The following is an 18,964-nucleotide window of genomic DNA, read 5'->3' as shown; positions in this document are numbered from 1 at the left end:
AGCTAGCCCTTGCTAATAGGTATGGCGGTTTCTTCCTTGATATTACGCAGCACGAAATTGGAGCTGACCTGGGAAATACCGTTGAGGGTGAAGAGTTTTTCGTTGAGAAAGCGGTCATAGGCCGCCATGTCCTCGATCACCACGCGCAGCACGAAGTCGGCGTTGCCGGTGGTGGCGTAGCACTGCAGCACTTCCGGGTACTGCAGGATACGATTTTCGAACTCGGCGGTATTGTCGATATGGTGGCGAACCAGCGTCACCATCACCAACGCCGATAACGGCTGCCCCACCCGGCTGGGTTCCACCAGGGCGGCGAAGCGGCGGATGACGCCGCTCTCTTCCAGGGCCTTGACCCGGCGCCAGCAGGCGGCGGGTGAGAGGCCAATCTGTTCGGCAAGTTCATTGTTGGTAATGCGTCCCTGCTGCTGGAGTAGCGTGAGAATGCGCCGGTCATGTCCGTCCAGGGTGGTTTCTTTGGTGGTCTCTTTCATGGGGATATTTCATATTTTGATGAATGGCTGAATATAATTGTGTTAAAGATAAAAAAAAGAAAGAAATTATTGAAATTTACGGTTTTAGAGAGTGTTTTAGCAAGCACCTTTAGCGCGCTCTTGGCTAGACTTCAGGTCATTACAATCATAAATAAATCTCCGACCTGACTGGTGACATCTCATGACGACTTCTCCTCGTGTCGAGCTCGAAGGCTCTCTCGACAGCTCTCTCAATGATTCTGTTGATATCACGCTTGATGACTATGCATTGGCTGATCGCTATAGCCGTGGCCAAGGGCGTATTTTTCTGACCGGCACCCAGGCGCTGGTGCGTATCGCCCTGCGTCAGGCCGAACTCGATCGCCGCGATGACCGCCAGACGGCGGGGCTGATCAGCGGTTATCGTGGCTCGCCCCTGGGTGGGGTCGACCAGGCGATCTGGCAGGCCAAGGCCGCCATGGACGAACATAACATCGACTTCGTCCCCGCGATCAACGAGGACCTTGCCGCCACCATGATGCTGGGTTGCCAGCAGGTCGAGACCGACCCCGAGCGGCAGGTGGAAGGCGTGTTCGGCATGTGGTACGGCAAGGGACCGGGGGTCGACCGCGCAGGCGATGCCTTGAAGCACGGCAATGCCTACGGCAGCTCGCCCACCGGCGGTGTGCTGGTGGTGGCCGGTGACGACCACGGCTGTGTGTCGTCCTCGATGCCGCACCAGTCGGATGTGGCCTTCATGGCCTGGTTCATGCCGGTGGTAAGCCCCGCGTCATTGGCGGAATACGAAACCTTCGGTCTGTGGGGGTATGCGCTGTCGCGGTTCTCCGGTTGCTGGGTGGGCTTCAAGGCCGTTTCCGAAACCGTGGAAAGCGGTGCTTCGGTCGAGGTGTCGCCGCTGCCTGAGTATGCGACGCCCGACTTCACGGTTCCCGAAGGCGGTCTGCACTACCGCTGGCCCGACTTGCCGGGGCCTCAGCTCGAGACGCGCCTTGAGCACAAGCTTGCCGCCGTCCAGGCCTTTGCCGAGGCCAACCCCATCGATCAGCGGCTGTTCCGCCACGAGAATGCAAGCTTCGGGATCGTTACCACCGGCAAGGGACATCTGGATCTGCTCGAGGCGTTGCGTTTGCTGGGGCTGGATGAAACCAGGCTGCGTGAATTGGGAATCGAGCTCTACAAGGTTGGCATGGTCTGGCCGCTGCACCGGCGTGGCATCCTGGACTTCATCCATGGCAAGCGTGAGGTGCTGGTCATTGAAGAAAAGCGCGGGATTATCGAAAGCCAGCTGAAAGAGTACATGTCGGAACCCGATCACCCCGGCGAAGTGCTGATCACCGGCAAGCAGGATGAAACCGGCAAACCGCTGATTCCCTTTGTCGGTGAGCTCAGCCCGCGTCTCCTGGCAGGCTTCGTGGCGGAGCGTCTGGAGCGCTTTTTCGAGATTGATCTCAGTGGGAACCTGGCGGCGATCGATCGTTGTCAGGCCGGGGCCAAGGAATTGGGTGGCGTACGCCGCATGCCGTATTTCTGTTCGGGCTGCCCGCACAACAGCTCAACCAAGGTGCCCGAAGGCAGCAAGGCCCTGGCGGGCATCGGTTGTCATTTCATGGCGTCATGGATGGATCGCAGCACCGAATCGCTGATCCAGATGGGCGGCGAAGGCGTCAACTGGGTGGGCAAGAGCCGCTTTACTGGCAACGGCCACATCTTCCAGAACCTCGGCGAAGGCACCTGGTTCCATTCGGGCTCGATGGCGGTGCGCCAGGCCGTGGCCGCCAACGTCAATATCACCTACAAGATTCTGTTCAACGACGCCGTGGCCATGACCGGCGGTCAGCCGGTGGACGGCCAGATCAACGTGCCCATGATCGCCCGGCAATCGCTGGATGAAGGCGTGCGCCGGGTGATGGTGGTGAGTGACGAGCCGGAGAAATACCGGGGACATGAAAAGGAATTTCCCGAGGGCGTGACCTTTCACGGGCGCGAGGAGATGGATACCTTGCAGCGTGAACTGCGCGAGATCCCGGGCTGCACCGTACTGATTTATGACCAGGCCTGCGCGGCGGAAAAACGTCGGCGTCGCAAGCGCGGCCTGATGGAAGATCCGGCGCGCCGGGTATTCATCAACCACCACGTCTGCGAAGGCTGCGGCGACTGCTCGGTACAGTCCAACTGCCTGTCGGTGGTGCCTCGGGAGACCGAGCTGGGTCGCAAGCGCAAGATCGATCAGTCCTCCTGTAACAAGGATATGTCCTGCGTCAGTGGGTTTTGTCCCAGCTTTGTCACCGTCGAAGGCGGCGAGCTGCGTAAAGGCCAGGGCGTGGCGGCGGATAACGCCTTCTGGGAACGCATCTCACGTTTGCCGACCCCGACGCTTGCCAGTCTTCAGGCGCCTTATGACCTCCTGGTAGGCGGTGTGGGTGGCACCGGTGTGGTCACGGTAGGCCAGCTGATCACCATGGCCGCGCATCTGGAAGGCAAGGGCGCCAGTGTGCTCGACTTCATGGGCTTTGCTCAGAAGGGCGGGGCGGTACTCAGTTACGTTCGTCTGGCGCCACTGCCGGGCGAGCTGAATCAGGTGCGTATCGAAACCGGCCAGGCCGATGCCTTGATCGCCTGCGACATGGTGGTGGCAAGCTCGCAGAAAGCGCTCAATGTGCTGCAGCCGACGACCCGAATCGTCGCTAATCTGGCGGAGCTGGCCACCGCGGATTACGTCCTGTATCGCGATGCCGACATGCAGCCCGACAAGCGCCTGCAGCTGCTGCGTGACGCCGTGGGTGAGTCGCGTTTCGCGACCCTGGATGCCAATCGTCTGGCCGAGCAGTTGCTGGGGGACACGGTATTTTCCAACATGATGATACTGGGCTTCGCTTGGCAACAAGGGCTGGTGCCGCTTTCCGAACCGGCGCTAAAGCGAGCCATCGAACTCAATGGCGTGGCGGTGGAGAAGAACCGCCAGGCATTTGCCTGGGGACGTCTGGCGGCGGTGGAACCCGACTACCTCCAGCAGCGCCTGGATGCGGTGCCGCTACCCACGGGCGCCACATTGGATGATGTGGTGGCGCGTAACGGCCGCTACCTGGAACGCTACCAGAACCGTGCCCTGGCCGAACGTTACGCGGCACGGATGGCCAAGGTGCGTGAGGCCGAGGCTTCCGTGGGTGGAAGCGAAGCGTTGAGCGAGGCAGTTGCTCAGCAGCTCTATCGCTTGATGGCTTACAAGGATGAGTACGAAGTGGCGCGGCTGTATACCCAGAGCGATTTCCTCGACGAGGTCAAGGCCACCTTTGCCGGTGATTATCGGTTGAATATCCACCTGGCGCCGCCGCTTTTGGGCGGACGCAAGGATACCCAGGGACGGCCGGTGAAGCGCCGCTTCGGCCCTTGGGTGTTGAAGGCCATGGGAGTGCTGGCGAAGATGCGCGGCTTGCGCAATACCGCCCTCGACCCTTTCCGTTTCAGTGCCGACCGCAAGCTCGATCGCAAGTTGCTGGCGGATTACGAACAGCTGGTCGATGAGTTGCTGGCGCGCCTGGACGGCACCAACCACGCCACGGCATTGGCCTTGGCCAAACTGCCGGAAGAGGTACGTGGCTACGGCCCGGTACGTGAGCAGGCCGCCGAGAAAGCCGCCGAGCGCCAGGCCCGGCTGCTCAAGGAACTGCGCGAAGACAAGCCGGTGACCATTGCCTCAGTGGCCTGATTCCGGTTTGCTGTCGACTGCCTGAGCCGATGCTGCGTCATGTCGCACCAGGCTCAGGTAACTTACCAGTGAAAGCAGGCCGGAGGCACCGATCGCCAAGGCCATGGTGAGCGATGAACCGTCATGTAGTTGCCCGACCACGCCGCCGACCACGGCGGCGATGGTCATCTGCAAGAAGCCGAATAGCGAGGAAGCCGCCCCGGCACAGTGGGGGTTAGGCGAAAGCGCACCGGCCATGGTCTGCGGCATGAGAATACCCACACCTATCATGAAGATCACATGGGGACCGACTACCGCCCAGGGAGCAAAGGCCCCGGCGATGGCCAGTACCGCCATGCTGCCTCCCCCCAACGCGCACAGCAGCGTTCCCCGCTGTATCAGACGATCGCGTCCCAGGCGATGGCTATAACGACCGCTGACCAAGGTGCCGGTGAAAAAGCCGGCCACGATCAGGATAAAGAAAAGCCCGTAGTGAAAGGGGGTCACCCCGAGAAACTCGATCAATACGAACGAGGAACCGGAAAGATAGGCGAACAGCCCGGAAAAGGCGGTGGCATTGGTCAAGGTATAACCGATGAAGGCGCGCTGGGTAAGCAACCTGCGGAAATTGCTCAGGATGGCGCCCGGATGAATCGACTGACGATGCTCGAGTGGTAATGACTCGGGCAGGGCCAGGCTGAGGATCAGCAACATCACACTGGCATACAGCGCCAGTACCACGAACACCGACTCCCAACCGAAGAACACCAGCAGCCCGGCGCCTACCAGGGGGGCCAGTGCCGGTGCCAACGCCATGGCGCTGGCCATGTAGGAAAGGATTCGCCCGGCTTCCAGAGGGCCGTGAATATCACGTACCGCCGCCCGCCCCAATACCGGGCCGGCAGCGCCGCCGAAGGCTTGCAGAAAACGCCCTATCAGCAACACCTCGATGCTGGGTGCAAAGGCACATAACAGGCTGGCCAGCAAAAATAGCGTAATCCCCCCGACCATGATCGGCTTGCGGCCGAACCGGTCGGAAAGCGGCCCACAGAGTAGCTGCGCCATGGCAAAGCCGGCCATATAAAGGCTAAGGGTCAACTGCACCTGATCCGGGCCGGTATTCAAGGCCTCGGCCATGGCCGGCATGGCCGGCAGGTACATGTCGGTTGCCAAGGGACCCAGCGCCGTCAGGGCCGCGAGCACCGCGACGGTGGTGGGGGACGTCAGCTTCAGCACCCGAATCTCCTTGGGCAGCCGAGGCGTGGACGGGGCTGCCTTGAAAGCAATGGTGGAACGAGAAGTGGGTGCGACCCGCAAGGAGCACACCCACTTAATTAGCCTGCTTATTGTAACCGCAAAACGCTCGTCTGTTTAATTGGCGTCAGGCTGCTCGCCGGGCGCTGCCAGGCGAAATGCTTCCAGGGCGCGACAGTTGGCGGTAATGCGCTGGATGGTCGGATAGGCCGCCAGGTCGCATTCAAAGCGTTCGGCGTTGAACACCTGGGGGACCAGACAAAGATCCGCCAGAGTCGGGGTATCGCCGTGGCAGAAGTCACCGGTACCGGCGGCCGGTGTAAGCATCGACTCCAGGGCATCGAAGCCTTCGATGACCCAGTGGCGATACCAGCTCAGCTTGTCCTGCTCACTGACGTCCAGCTTGCCCACCAGATACTTCAGTACCCGCAGGTTGTTGAGCGGATGCATTTCGCAGGCAACCAGTTGCGCCAGCGCCCGCACCCGGGCGCGCTCCTCGAGATTGTCGGGGAGCAGGGCCGGGGTGGGGTAACGCTCGTCAAGGTATTCGCAGATCGCCAGCGATTGCGTGAGCGGCACGCCTTCCTCGGTCTCCAGCACGGGCACCAGCCCCTGGGGATTGAGCGCGCGGTAAGCATCACCGCGGTTCTCTCCCTTGACCAGGTTAACTGGAACCAGGTCATGCTCCAGGCCTTTCAGGTTCAGCGCGATGCGTACCCGATAGGCGGCCGACGAACGGAAATAGCCGTGTAGCGTCGTCATGCGAACTCCTCAGGCCTTGGGCTGATACTTGACGACCTGCTGGTCGATGGTGCCAAAAATGTTGTTGCCGTTGCGGTCGAACATCTCGATACGCACCCGGTCACCAAAGTGCATGAAGGAGGTTTTGACTTCGTCGTGAAGAATTTTTTCCACCATGCGGATTTCCGCAAGGCAGCTGTAACCCACGCCGCCGTCAGCCACCGGCTTTCCGGGGCCACCGTCCGGGTCGGGGTTGGAAACCGTGCCCGAACCGACGATGGCACCGGCACCCAGATAGCGCGTCTTGGCGGCATGGGCGACCAGCTGCGGGAAGCTGAAAATCATGTCGGGACCGGCTTGCGGCTCGCCGAATTTCTCGCCGTTGAAATGCACTGTCAGGGGCAAATGCACCTTGCCTTCCTGCCAGGCGTCGCCGAGTTCATCAGGCGTGACGCAGATCGGTGAGAAGCTTGAGGCCGGTTTGGCCTGGAAGAAACCGAAGCCTTTGGCCAGTTCTCCCGGAATCAAGCCACGCAAGCTGACGTCGTTGACCAGCATGATCAGCTTGATATGACCGGCGGCCTGTTCCGGGGTGACGTTCATCGGCACATCGTCGGTGATCACGGCGATTTCGCCTTCGAAATCGATCCCGTGCTCTTCACTGACGGCTTCGATGTCTTCGGTCGGTGCCAGGAAGTGATCGCCGCCGCCCTGGTACATCAAGGGATCGGTCCAGAAAGTGTCCGGCATTTCGGCGTTACGTGCCTGGCGCACCAGCTTGACGTGATTGAGGTAGGCGGAACCATCGGCCCAGTGGTAGCTGCGCGGCAACGGCGAGTGCAGTGTGCTCTGATCCAGATCGAAAGCACCTTCGGCCTTGCCCTCATTGAGTTGGGCATAGAGCGCTTCGAGCTTGGGTGCCAAGGAAGCCCAGTTCTCGATGGCTTGCTGCATGGTGGTGGCAATGTCCGTGGCGCGCACGGCACGGGTCAGGTCTTTCGAGACCACAAGCAGTTCGCCGTCGCGGCCGGTATTAAGGGTAGCGAGCTTCATCGTTGTTCAATCCTTCTTGTCAGGGTCGTTATTGTAGGAGGGCTTTGCCGGGGTGCTTTTCGGTAACCCCTCGCGCTAAAGCGCCCTCCCACTAGGCTGTGCTGTCGTCGATACCTGTCAGGGCTTGGTCGGGTCGAAGTGCGAGCGCAGGGTTGACCACACATCGACATAGTCGCGTTGACGAATATCAGCGTTCAGTGCCGCTTGCGTCGGATGGTAAACGTAGCGACTCTCGAACATGAAGGCCATGGTATCGCTCTGATACTGAGGTGTCAGGTCAGCGTTGGTGGCCTTCTCGAAGGTGTCGGCGTCGGGGCCATGGGGCGACATGCAGTTATGCAGGCTGGCACCGCCGGGGAGAAACCCTTCCGCCTTGGCATCGTACTCACCGTGAATCAAGCCCATGAACTCGCTCATCAAGTTGCGATGGAAGTAGGGTGGGCGGAAGGTACTCTCGGCCACCATCCAGCGCGGTGGAAAGATCACGAAGTCCAGGTTGGCCATTCCCGGCGTATCGGATGCCGAGGTCAGTACAGTGAAGATCGAAGGGTCGGGATGGTCGAAACTCACCGTATTGATGGTGTTGAAGTTGGCCAGGTTGTACTTGTAGGGCGCATAGTTGCCGTGCCAGGCCACCACGTCCAACGGTGAGTGCGAAAGCTTGGTTTCCCAGAAACGCCCGGAGAACTTGGCCACCAGCGAGTAGTCGCCTTCCAGGTCCTCGTAGCTGGCCACGGGACTCAAGAAATCCCGTGGGTTGGCCAGGCCATTGGCGCCGATCGGGCCGAGTCCCGGCAGTTCCAGAGGGTTGCCGTAGTTTTCGCAGATATAGCCACGGGCGACGTCGGCACCATCACCCAGGCGAACCTGGAACTTGATGCCGCGGGGAATCACGCCAATTTCGCCATTGGCGATATCCAGCTCGCCCAGCTCGGTCCTCAGGCGCAACGTGCCCAGTTGCGGCACGATCAGCAGTTCGCCGTCGGCGTTATAGAAGAAGCGTTCGGTCATGTCGCGGTTGAAGGCATACACATGCACCCCGACGCCGCTTTGAGCGCCGGCATCGCCATTGACCGCAATCGTCAGCAGGCCATCGATGAAATCGGTGGGCTCGGCGGGCACCGGCAGCGGGTCCCAGCGCATCTGGTTGGGGTCGGCTGCGGGCTTGGCCAGCGGCGCGGTGGCTACCGCTTTTTCGGGTAGCGGCTGGTAGGCGCTTTGCACTACCGACGGGCGGATACGGTAGAGCCAGCTGCGCAGGTTCTGGTGGCGTGGCGCGGTGAACGCCGAGCCAGTGTACTGTTCGGCATACAGGCCGTAGGCGCAGCGTTGCGGAGAATTCTGGCCTTTCGGCAAGGCGTCGGGCAGGGCTTCCGTAGCGAAGTGATTACGAAAACCGCTTTGATAATCAAGTGTTTCAGTACTCATGAAAACCTCTTTTTCAACCTTGATGCAGAGCGTGCTGTGTGGTCACGGCTTGTTCAGCAATGCCCAGCGCTTCTTCGAGTACCTGCTGGTCACCGACATGGTTGGCCAGCAGCATGATCAAGCGCGCATTGATACGTTCGCTTTCTTCGTCGCTACGCTCGCGGTGGGTGGCGGTCAAGGCCGCGTAAAAAGCATCCGGCTGAGTGAAATTGGGGTTGAGTTCAAGCCGTGGCATAGCGTTTCTCCACTTCGTCAAGATGAGCGCCCAGGGCGCGGGCAAGGGCGCTGTTCACCGCCTCGGCGGAGACCTCGGCCCAGCGGGCAGTGACGTGCTGGTCGGGGCGCACGAGATAGCCGGCGCCGCCGCCCAGACGATAGCGTTCGCGAACCAACCCTTGAACATCGTCGATCACCCGACTGCGCGGCAATTCGCTGAGTTCGGCGGGGGCCGGACCCACGATCACCAGATCCAAGTCGGGATGAGCGTCAAGCAATGCCTTGAGCTCGGCGCCCAGGGTTGCCGCCCGTTCGCTTTCGATGCGGCCGTCAAGCAGTAGCACGAAGCGGTCGCCGAGCTGATTGAGCAGCCAGGCAGCGTTGCCGTCCTGTTTGATCGGGGCATCCTTGGCTGGGCTGCCGGGGCGCAGCGCTTCGGGAAAGCCGTAATCATCAGCACCGTTGAGCGGTGACTCATCGTAGTGGCAGGGTAATGACAGACGGCCGCTGTTGACCAGGCTGCGGGCGAAAGGATAATGCTCCGCCAGTTCCAGGGTGGTATCGCGGAACAGCCGGCTGACACGGCTCTTTGGCGTGATGAAGTCGGTGGCACGGGTGGAGTTGAGAATATTTTCCTTGGCCCCGTGCTGGCGCTCGATGTTGTAAGTCTCGAGCAAGGCCTGGGGCGCTTGACCCTTGAGCACAAGCGCGAGTTTCCACGCCAGGTTGTCGGTGCTCTGAAGGGCGCCGTTGGCACCGCGAGCGCCGAAGGGCGACACTTGATGCGCGGCATCGCCCATGAAGAACACCCGATTGTGGATGAAATTGTCCATCATGCGGCAGCGGAAGGTGTAGACGCTGGCCCATTCCAGATCGAACTCGACATCCTCGCCAAGCATCTCCTGCACGCGGGGGCGAATATTCTCTTCCTTCTTCTCTTCTTCCGGGTCGGCGTCCCAGCCCAGCTGGAAATCGATACGCCAGACATTGTCCGGCTGCTTGTGCAGCAATACCGACTGGTCGGGATGAAAGGGCGGGTCGAACCAGAACCAGCGCTCGGTCGGGAACTCGGCTTTCATCACCACGTCGGCGATCAGGAAGCGATCCTGGAATACCTGGCCTTTGCTTTCCAGCCCCAGGATGTCACGAATCTTGCTGTTGGCGCCGTCGGCCACCAGCAGGTAGTCACAGCTCAGCTGGTAGTCACCGTCTTCAGTGGCTACCGAAACGAGGCTGCGTTCGGCCTGGCTGTCCACCGTGGTGACCTTGTGCAGCCAGCGCAGATCGATGCGCTCGCTGAGTTCGTCGGCCCGGTCGACCAGATATTCTTCGAAATAATACTGCTGCAGATTGATGAAGGCCGGTACGCGGTGACCTTCTTCGGGCAGCAGGTTGAAGTCATAGACTTCACGCTCCTGGAAAAATACCCGACCGTGTTGCCAGGTGACGCCCTTGTCCAGCATCGGCTGAGCGGCGCCCAGGCGGTCGAGGATTTCCAGGGTGCGCTTGGAAAAACAGATCGCCCTTGAACCCACGCTCACGGTGTTGTTGTCATCCAGCACGACGCTATCGATACCCTGCTGGGCCAAGTCAATGGCGACAGCCAGGCCGCTGGGGCCGGCGCCGACGATAACCACCGGGCAATGGCGAACATTGCTGCGATCCAGTTCCGGCGGGCGATGGTAGGGATAGACGGGATTTTTGTAGGTTGTAATCATGTAACTCTCCCATGGCATCGCCGTGGCACAAAGCCCAGCGATGCGTCTTGATCCCGGCTAACCGGGAAGCTAACGGTTGTTAAGCTTTTTGATTACTGGCCTTCGATTACTGTTTCTCGAGAACTTCCTGCAGCGAATGCCACATTTCAGTGTCGCGCTCTGCAGTCCAGATGCGTGGGTCCGGATGCTCGCCGCCGGCTTCGTCATAACAGCGCGTCACATCGAACGGTAGGCAGTGATCGAAGATGACCCAGTGGCCGTACTTGGGCTTGAGCTTGGCGTAAGTCTCGGCATAGCACTCGGAAAGGGGCTTGCCGGCTGCCTTGCCCGCCTTGACGCTTTCATACATGTCGGCCAGGAAGTTGCGTGTGCCTTGAATCGCTTCCTGACATTTTTCCGGGGTTTCCAGGGCATCGCCGCGGCCGGGCACCAGCTTCTGCGGCTGCATGGCTTGCAGACGATCCAGCGTGGCAGGCCAGTCTTCGTGATAGGCATCACCGGTATAGGGCGTGGCGCCGTATTCGACCAGATCACCGGCGAACATGATTTTTTCTTCAGGCAACCAGACGATGGTGTCGCCCTTGGTGTGGCCGCGACCCAGATGGATGATGCGCACTTCGCGCTTGCCCATGAAGACGGTGAGTTCTTCCTGGAAGACAATGTTGGGCCAGGTCAGGCCGGGTACCGATTCGACGCCCTGGAACAGGCGCGGGAAACGACCGACTTCGGATTCGTAATCCTGCTGGCCGCGTTCGACAATCAGGTCGTAAGTGTTCTGGCTGGCATAGATGTTTTCAGCGTTATACGCCGAGGCACCCAGTACGCGTACCGCATGGTAGTGGGTCATCAGCACATGCTTGATCGGCAAGTCGGTGACTTCACGAATGCGGCGGATCACATCCTGCGCCATGATCGGTGTGGCCTGGGTGTCGATGACCATCACGCTGTCATCGCCAATGATGATGCCGCTGTTGGGGTCACCTTCGGCCGTGTAGGCGTAGAGACCGTCGGCCAGCTTGGTAAAACTGATGTTCTTTTCTTCTGTATCGGCGTGGGATGCGAATTTCTTGCTCATGGTTCCTCCAATATCGTCAGGGCATCATGCTCAGGCAATGTTCCCGGCGGGGCTTGCCCGTGGCATGAGGATGTCGCTCGATCATAGTTTCCAATGAAACTATGTGTCCAGTGATCCAGCGATATAATTCGTTAGCTAGCTAGGCAATTTGCCCTAAAAAAGCTTATTAATCATGGATTTTCTATTTTTTAAGACATAAGTATAATAGTGCTTTTTTGCAAATTAGTTGCGAAAGAAAGTATCTGTCGGCATGGTAAAAGCGTCAGATGACAACAATATGGCGCAATGCCGCCACCCGTGACGACGAGGTACATACATGAATAATTCAACCCGCCTGATGATCGGCGCCGTGGCAGCGGTTGGCTTGAGTTTCGGTACACAAGCCTTGGCCCAGACCACTATTACGGTAAGTACTTGGGGAGGGCCCAACCATGGAGTCAACACCATGGTCTGGCCGACCTGGAAAGCCTGGATCGAAGAAGCGACCGATGACCGCGTGACCGTCGAAGTCATCCACGACCTGGGGCCGCCGGCGTCGCAAATGGCCTTGGTAGCGGATGGTGTCGCGGATGCCAGCTGGATCTTTCATGCGCATATGGCGGGTCGCTTCCTGGCCACCCAGCTACCTGAATTCCCGACGTTCGAAGAATTCTCCTCCGAAGATGCCTCTGCCGCCTATTGGCATACCCACCAAGAGCATCTGGCCCAGGCCGGTGAGCATCGTGGCATCGATGTCATGGCGATGGGGGTACATGGTCCAGGGCAAATCTTCACTCGCGACAAGGTCGAGAACCTCGACGGTCTGGCCGGCAAACGCCTGCGTGTCGGGGGTGGTGTGATGAGCGGTCTCGCCGAGGCAATGGACGTGATCGGTGTTGCTCTGCCGCCGACCGGCGTCTATGAAGCAGCTTCTCAAGGCGTGGTTGATGGCGCCATGCTGACGTTGGAAAGCCTGAAAAGCTTCCGTGTGGCTGAAGTGGCGCCGCATACCCTGACCGTGGATGGAGGTTTTTACCGCGGCAGCTTCGCCATCGTGGTCAACCCGATGATCTGGGACCAGATGTCCGAGGAAGACCGTGTGGCCGTCCAGGACGTCTCGGGTGAGCGTCTGTCACGTCTGTTCGGCTACATGATGGATGTGTCCGACGAGCGCGGTGTCGAGTTTGGCAAAGCGGAAGGGCAGACCTTCACGCCGATACCGGAAAGCGATGTCGAAGCGTTGCGTGAGATTACTGATCGATTGATTGCCGACTGGTCCGAGTCCGTCAGCGAACGTGGTGTCAACGCAGAAGAGGCGTTGGCATATTTCTATGATCAGCTGGACGTTGCCGCCGAGCAGGACAGCATCGCACCGCGCGTCGTGGAACATTAAGTACCGGTCCCGGGAGACTAGATAATGCAGACCCTGACGAGTCGCTGGTCGAACGTCGGTAAGGTCATGCAGCTGGGACTGGAGGGGGTGGCAGGCGCCACCCTCTTTGCCTTGATGCTGCTGACCACCGCTGATGTCGTCGGCCGTTATTTCTTCAATGCCCCCATCCTGGGCACCGTCGAACTCACCCAGCAGATGCTGGCGGCGGTGGTGTTCCTGTCATTGCCGGTGGCCTGCTGGCGGGAAGAGCACATCAGCGTTGACCTGCTGGACGCGGTGTTTCCGGCGCGCTTTATCTGGCTGCGCCAATTGATCGTCAACCTGGTGGTTGCCCTGGCGCTGTGGGTAATCGCGGACCGCGTCTGGTCCCTGGCCGAGCGGGCTTTCGCCTGGGGCGACGTGACCGAGTTCCTGCGCATTCCCAACGGCTACCTGATTTACCTGATCTCCCTGATGCTATTCCTGTCCGCGCTGCTGACCCTGGGGCGGGCGATTGGCTACCTGCTCGAAGGGGTCGGGGTGGTCGAATGCGGCGGCCCGGTCAGCCCGGCGGCCAAGCCGAACACCGACAAACAGCAGGGAGACACGCATGATTGAAGCACTGTATGGGTTTGGTGCCCTGTTGATTCTGGTGTTCCTGCGCCTCCCGCTGGCTTTCGCCATGGGCATCGTGGGATTCGTGGGCTTCTATTACCTGACCGGCAACTGGGGCGCGGCCGAAGCCATGGCCTCGCGCCGGGTGGTGGACACCGCCATGAGCTACGGCCTGTCGGTGATTCCGCTGTTCATCCTGATGGGCAACCTGGTCTCGCATGCCGGGCTTTCGGATGCGCTGTTCCGGGCCTCCAACGGCTTTCTCGGCCACCGCAAGGGCGGCCAGGCCATGGCCACCATCGTCGCCTGCGGCGGCTTCAGCGCCATCTGTGGGTCGAGCCTGGCGACCTGCGCCACCATGGGGCGTGTGGCCATGCCGCAGATGCGCAAGTACGGCTACAAGGACTCCCTGGCCGCCGCCTCGATTGCCGCGGGCGGCACCCTGGGCATCCTGATTCCCCCCAGCGTGATGCTGGTGATCTACGGCATCATCACCGAGACCAGTATCCGCGAGCTGTTCGCGGCCGGCTTCATTCCCGGGATACTGGGCATCGTGATGTACCTCGGCGCGGTGAAATGGGTGCTGTGGCGCGACCCCGAGGCGGGCCCGGCGGCCGAGAAAGTGCCCTGGGGCGAGCGCCTCTTGGCCCTCAAGGACGTGGGCAGCACCCTGGCGCTGTTCGTGCTGGTGATCGGCGGTATCTATATGGGGATATTCACGCCCACCGAAGCCGCGGGCATCGGGGCGATGGGTGCCTTCATCATTGCCCTGCTCAAGCGTGCCCTGACGCCCCGGGTGCTGATGAATGTGCTGATGGACACGGTGCGCACCACCGCCATGCTGTTTGCCGTGGTGCTCACCGCCCTGATCTTCGCCAACTTCATCAACCGGGCGGGCTTGCCCAACGACCTGCTGGCCTTGGTCAACGGCCTCAATGTGGCGCCCTTCGTGGTGATCCTGGTGATTCTGGCGATCTACGTGGTGCTGGGCTGCGTGTTCGAAAGCATGTCGATGCTACTGCTCACCGTGCCGGTGTTCTTTCCGGTGGTGGCGGGGCTGGGTTACGACCTGGTGTGGTTCGGCATTCTGGTGGTGATCGTGATCGAGATCAGCCTGATCACGCCGCCGGTGGGGATGAACGTCTTCGTGCTGCGGGCGGTGCTGCCGGACGTGAGCACCGGGACGATCTTCCGCGGCGTGACACCTTTCTGGGTGGCCGGTACGCTACGCGCCATCCTGGTACTGGTGTTTCCGGGCATCGTGCTGTTCCTGCCACAACTGCTCTATTGACGGCAGTGTTACATGACCGATAGGGAAATGACTTTGATGGACGCTAACCACAAGCCTTTGGGTGGCGAAGAAGGGTCACGAAACTCTTCTTCCGCTGAGGAATTGCGTACTAAGGCCGAATTGGACCTCAACCAGTTCCTACCTTATCGGCTCAACCGCCTGGCCGACCGCATCAGCGACGAACTGGCGCGGATGTATCAGGAGCGCTTTGCACTCAATGTGGCTCAGTGGCGGGTGTTGGCCTGGCTTAGCCATTGCGATGAGCTGACGGCGAAGAAGGTGTGCAACTACACCAACATGGACAAGGCGCGCGTTTCGCGGGCGGTGCAGGCGCTGGAGGACCGTGGGCTGATTACCCGCACGCCGTCAGCCCGGGATCAGCGGCTGCATGATCTGCATCTCACCGCCGCTGGGGAGTCTCTGCTCGCCGAGTTGATTCCCGAGGCCCAGGCCTGGGAGGCGGAGTTGGTCGAGACGTTGTCGGTAGGCGAGTATCGCGACCTGCTCCACACCATGGGCAAGCTGGAGCGCCAACTTGAACGCCTGGGGCCGTCTTCTTGATCAAGGCCCTTGAGAAATGCACTTGAGAGGGGCCCTTGAGAAAGCAGCCCTGGCTTTAAACATGTTTATCGACTGTAATGAAGTAATTAGTGTAACAGGAAGAAGGCTTTTCCTGTTCTATTCTCATTCCATCGGCTCAGTACAGTTATTGTTATAAAAATATAATAAATTCAAAGAATTGAAAATAATGCTACTTAAGTATTACTGCCCAAAGCCACATAAATCGTTGCGTTTACAACCGTCTTGCAGGCATTGTATATATGAATGTGTTTCTTTTATTTCTAATCTGGAATAATTGCTGTATCACATTTTTTGAGATTAGACGTGCTATATGAAAGCTGCATTCGAGCACGATTTAGCTACCACCATCCAACGAACGACCTTTCCACACAATAACAGCAACCAGGTCGTCACCCGTTCGTGACGACGGAGGTAAGGAAATGAGCACAATGAAAAAGACCAGATTAAGCCTGATGATCGGTGCCTTGGCGGCCGCCACACTGAGCACATCCGCCTTGGCCCAGACCACCATTACGGTAAGCACCTGGGCGGGTCCTAATCACGGTATCAACTCCATGGTCTGGCCGACCTGGAAGGGCTGGATCGAAGAAGCCACCGATGGCCGTGTCACCGTCGAGGTCATCCATGACCTGGGGCCGCCAGCCTCGCAAATGGAAATGGTCGCCGATGGCATCGCCGATGCGACCTGGGTATTTCATGGCTACAACGCAGGCCGCTTCCTGGCGACCCAGCTGCCTGAATTCCCGACGTTCGAAGAATTCTCCTCGGAGAATGCCTCCGCTGCGTATTGGAACACTCACCAGGAATACCTGGCTGAAGCTAATGAACACCGCGGTGTGGATGTCGTGGCTGCCGGCGTCCATGGGCCGGGCTGGATCTTCAGCAGCGAGCTGTATGAGACGCTTGAGGATCTCGAAGGCGAGCGCATTCGCGTAGGCGGCGGTGTCATGGGAGACCTCTCCAACGCACTCGGCCTGACCGGTGTGGCCTTGCCGCCGACCGGTGTCTACGAAGCCGGTTCTCAAGGGGTCATCGACGGGGCCATGCTGGTGCCGGAAGGCCTGCGTAGCTTCCGCGTGGCGGAAGTCTTTCCCCATACGCTGATGGTCGATGGCGGCTTCTATCGCGGCAGCTTCACCATCGTGGTCAACCCGATGATCTGGGACCAGATGTCCGAGGAAGACCGCGAAGCCGTCCAGGACGTCTCGGGTGAGCGTCTGTCACGTCTGTTCGGTTACATGATGGATGTGTCCGACAAGCGCGGTGTCGAGTTTGCCGAGGAAATGGGTCATACCTTTACTTCCCTGGGTGAAGAAGACCTCGATACGCTACGCGGTATCAGTAATGACCTGATAGAAACCTGGTCCGAAAATGTCAGTGAGCGCGGTGTGGATGCCGATGCCGCACTGGATTACTTCCATCTAAAGCTCGAAGAGGCTGCCGAACAAGACAGCGTTGCACCCCTGGTGCCGCAGTCGTAATTAGCCTTCGCCACCTGGAGGGCGATAATGCAGACCCTGACGAGTCGCTGGTCGAACGTCGGTAAGGTCATGCAGCTGGGACTGGAGGGGGTGGCAGGCGCCACCCTCTTTGCCTTGATGCTGCTGACCACCGCTGATGTCGTCGGCCGTTATTTCTTCAATGCCCCCATCCTGGGCACCGTCGAACTCACCCAGCAGATGCTGGCGGCGGTGGTGTTCCTGTCATTGCCGGTGGCCTGCTGGCGGGAAGAGCACATCAGCGTCGACCTGCTGGACGCGGTGTTTCCGGCACGCTTTATCTGGCTGCGCCAATTGATCGTCAACCTGGTAGTCGCCCTGGCGCTGTGGGTGATTGCCGGCCGTGTCTGGTCCCTGGGCGAGCGGGCCTTCGCCTGGGGCGACGTGACCGAGTTCCTGCGCATTCCCAACGGCTACCTGATTTACCTGATCTCCCTGATGCTATTCCTGTCCGCGCTGCTGACCCTGGGGCGGGCGATTGGCTACCTGCTCGAAGGGGTCGGGGTGGTCGAATGCGGCGGCCCGGTCAGCCCGGCGGCCAAGCCGAACACCGACAAACAGCAGGGAGACACGCATGATTGAAGCACTGTATGGGTTTGGTGCCCTGTTGATTCTGGTGTTCCTGCGCCTCCCGCTGGCTTTCGCCATGGGCATCGTGGGATTCGTGGGCTTCTATTACCTGACCGGCAACTGGGGCGCGGCCGAAGCCATGGCCTCGCGCCGGGTGGTGGACACCGCCATGAGCTACGGCCTGTCGGTGATTCCGCTGTTCATCCTGATGGGCAACCTGGTCTCGCATGCCGGGCTTTCGGATGCGCTGTTCCGGGCCTCCAACGGCTTTCTCGGCCACCGCAAGGGCGGCCAGGCCATGGCCACCATCGTCGCCTGCGGCGGCTTCAGCGCCATCTGTGGGTCGAGCCTGGCGACCTGCGCCACCATGGGGCGTGTGGCCATGCCGCAGATGCGCAAGTACGGCTACAAGGACTCCCTGGCCGCCGCCTCGATTGCCGCGGGCGGCACCCTGGGCATCCTGATTCCCCCCAGCGTGATGCTGGTGATCTACGGCATCATCACCGAGACCAGTATCCGCGAGCTGTTCGCGGCCGGCTTCATTCCCGGGATACTGGGCATCGTGATGTACCTCGGCGCGGTGAAATGGGTGCTGTGGCGCGACCCCGAGGCGGGCCCGGCGGCCGAGAAAGTGCCCTGGGGCGAGCGCCTCTTGGCCCTCAAGGACGTGGGCAGCACCCTGGCGCTGTTCGTGCTGGTGATCGGCGGTATCTATATGGGGATATTCACGCCCACCGAAGCCGCGGGCATCGGGGCGATGGGTGCCTTCATCATTGCCCTGCTCAAGCGTGCCCTGACGCCCCGGGTGCTGATGAATGTGCTGATGGACACGGTGCGCACCACCGCCATGCTGTTTGCCGTGGTGCTCACCGCCCTGATCTTCGCCAACTTCATCAACCGGGCGGGCTTGCCCAACGACCTGCTGGCCTTGGTCAACGGCCTCAATGTGGCGCCCTTCGTGGTGATCCTGGTGATTCTGGCGATCTACGTGGTGCTGGGCTGCGTGTTCGAAAGCATGTCGATGCTACTGCTCACCGTGCCGGTGTTCTTTCCGGTGGTGGCGGGGCTGGGTTACGACCTGGTGTGGTTCGGCATTCTGGTGGTGATCGTGATCGAGATCAGCCTGATCACGCCGCCGGTGGGGATGAACGTCTTCGTGCTGCGGGCGGTGCTGCCGGACGTGAGCACCGGGACGATCTTCCGCGGCGTGACACCTTTCTGGGTGGCCGGTACGCTACGCGCCATCCTGGTACTGGTGTTTCCGGGCATCGTGCTGTTCCTGCCACAACTGCTCTATTGATCGATATCTGAATAATCTCAGCGTAAGGGTCGGGCTATGCCCGGCCCTTTTGTTTTTCTGGAAGTCATCCAAATAAAGCCTCTTAAAGCGATACG

At 60.1% G+C, this 18,964-nt stretch carries 16 protein-coding genes; 8 read left to right on the top strand and 8 right to left on the bottom strand.

Features of this window, described 5'->3' with window-relative positions; genetic code table 11:
• Positions 1 to 2: 2 nt before the first annotated feature.
• The gene (locus LG290_RS15375) at positions 3 to 491 is read right to left on the bottom strand and encodes an Lrp/AsnC family transcriptional regulator (RefSeq protein WP_160418280.1); all 489 of its coding nucleotides are present in this window, start codon (positions 489 to 491) and stop codon (positions 3 to 5) included.
• 181 nt (positions 492 to 672) lie between these two features.
• On the opposite strand from LG290_RS15375, the gene LG290_RS15370 reads away from it, so the two are divergent.
• Positions 673 to 4,197 (top strand): indolepyruvate ferredoxin oxidoreductase family protein, encoded by a 3,525-nt coding sequence (locus LG290_RS15370; protein ID WP_499835535.1) that lies wholly within the window; start codon positions 673 to 675, stop codon positions 4,195 to 4,197.
• Here LG290_RS15370 and LG290_RS15365 read toward each other — a convergent pair.
• The 7 genes from LG290_RS15365 to LG290_RS15335 form a co-directional block, all read right to left on the bottom strand.
• Positions 4,186 to 5,412, bottom strand: coding sequence for a multidrug effflux MFS transporter (locus LG290_RS15365; RefSeq protein WP_499835534.1), 1,227 nt, complete (start codon positions 5,410 to 5,412; stop codon positions 4,186 to 4,188). The genes LG290_RS15370 and LG290_RS15365 overlap by 12 nt on opposite strands.
• A gap of 135 nt (positions 5,413 to 5,547) precedes the next feature.
• Positions 5,548 to 6,192 (bottom strand): maleylacetoacetate isomerase, encoded by a 645-nt coding sequence (gene maiA, locus LG290_RS15360; protein WP_499835533.1) that lies wholly within the window; start codon positions 6,190 to 6,192, stop codon positions 5,548 to 5,550.
• 9 nt (positions 6,193 to 6,201) lie between these two features.
• A complete protein-coding gene (locus LG290_RS15355) occupies positions 6,202 to 7,224 on the bottom strand; it encodes a fumarylacetoacetate hydrolase family protein (protein ID WP_499835532.1) in 1,023 nt (340 codons plus the stop codon).
• 117 nt (positions 7,225 to 7,341) lie between these two features.
• On the bottom strand, positions 7,342 to 8,652 hold the full coding sequence (gene hmgA / locus LG290_RS15350; protein WP_499835531.1) for a homogentisate 1,2-dioxygenase: 1,311 nt from the start codon (positions 8,650 to 8,652) through the stop codon (positions 7,342 to 7,344).
• Positions 8,653 to 8,665: 13 nt separating this feature from the next.
• On the bottom strand, positions 8,666 to 8,887 hold the full coding sequence (locus LG290_RS15345) for a DUF2783 domain-containing protein (protein WP_160418269.1): 222 nt from the start codon (positions 8,885 to 8,887) through the stop codon (positions 8,666 to 8,668).
• Entirely contained in the window at positions 8,874 to 10,586 is a 1,713-nt protein-coding gene (locus tag LG290_RS15340) for an FAD-dependent oxidoreductase (protein ID WP_499835530.1), read from the bottom strand. Before LG290_RS15340 ends, LG290_RS15345 begins: the two co-directional genes overlap by 14 nt.
• A 106-nt stretch (positions 10,587 to 10,692) precedes the next feature.
• Positions 10,693 to 11,661, bottom strand: coding sequence for an MBL fold metallo-hydrolase (locus LG290_RS15335; RefSeq protein WP_499835529.1), 969 nt, complete (start codon positions 11,659 to 11,661; stop codon positions 10,693 to 10,695).
• A gap of 316 nt (positions 11,662 to 11,977) precedes the next feature.
• On the opposite strand from LG290_RS15335, the gene LG290_RS15330 reads away from it, so the two are divergent.
• From LG290_RS15330 to LG290_RS15300, 7 genes are all read left to right on the top strand, one after another.
• Positions 11,978 to 13,033, top strand: coding sequence for a TRAP transporter substrate-binding protein (locus tag LG290_RS15330; RefSeq protein WP_499835528.1), 1,056 nt, complete (start codon positions 11,978 to 11,980; stop codon positions 13,031 to 13,033).
• 24 nt (positions 13,034 to 13,057) lie between these two features.
• Positions 13,058 to 13,630, top strand: coding sequence for a TRAP transporter small permease (locus LG290_RS15325; protein ID WP_499835527.1), 573 nt, complete (start codon positions 13,058 to 13,060; stop codon positions 13,628 to 13,630).
• Complete coding sequence (locus tag LG290_RS15320; RefSeq protein ID WP_499835523.1) at positions 13,623 to 14,918, top strand: TRAP transporter large permease; 1,296 nt, start codon at positions 13,623 to 13,625, stop codon at positions 14,916 to 14,918. Before LG290_RS15325 ends, LG290_RS15320 begins: the two co-directional genes overlap by 8 nt.
• A gap of 12 nt (positions 14,919 to 14,930) precedes the next feature.
• Positions 14,931 to 15,479: a MarR family winged helix-turn-helix transcriptional regulator gene (locus LG290_RS15315; protein ID WP_499835526.1), complete on the top strand. Its 549-nt coding sequence runs from the start codon at positions 14,931 to 14,933 to the stop codon at positions 15,477 to 15,479.
• A gap of 449 nt (positions 15,480 to 15,928) precedes the next feature.
• Positions 15,929 to 16,981: a TRAP transporter substrate-binding protein gene (locus LG290_RS15310; RefSeq protein WP_499835525.1), complete on the top strand. Its 1,053-nt coding sequence runs from the start codon at positions 15,929 to 15,931 to the stop codon at positions 16,979 to 16,981.
• Positions 16,982 to 17,008: 27 nt separating this feature from the next.
• The gene (locus LG290_RS15305) at positions 17,009 to 17,581 is read left to right on the top strand and encodes a TRAP transporter small permease (RefSeq protein ID WP_499835524.1); all 573 of its coding nucleotides are present in this window, start codon (positions 17,009 to 17,011) and stop codon (positions 17,579 to 17,581) included.
• Complete coding sequence (locus LG290_RS15300) at positions 17,574 to 18,869, top strand: TRAP transporter large permease (RefSeq protein ID WP_499835523.1); 1,296 nt, start codon at positions 17,574 to 17,576, stop codon at positions 18,867 to 18,869. The genes LG290_RS15305 and LG290_RS15300 overlap by 8 nt, the downstream gene beginning before the upstream one ends.
• Positions 18,870 to 18,964: the final 95 nt, after the last annotated feature.

Source organism: Halomonas sediminis, assembly GCF_044871105.1.
Lineage (GTDB): Bacteria > Pseudomonadota > Gammaproteobacteria > Pseudomonadales > Halomonadaceae > Vreelandella > Vreelandella zhuhanensis.
Note: the sequence above shows the minus strand (reverse complement) of the source record. Positions and strands in the feature narration are given on the sequence as shown.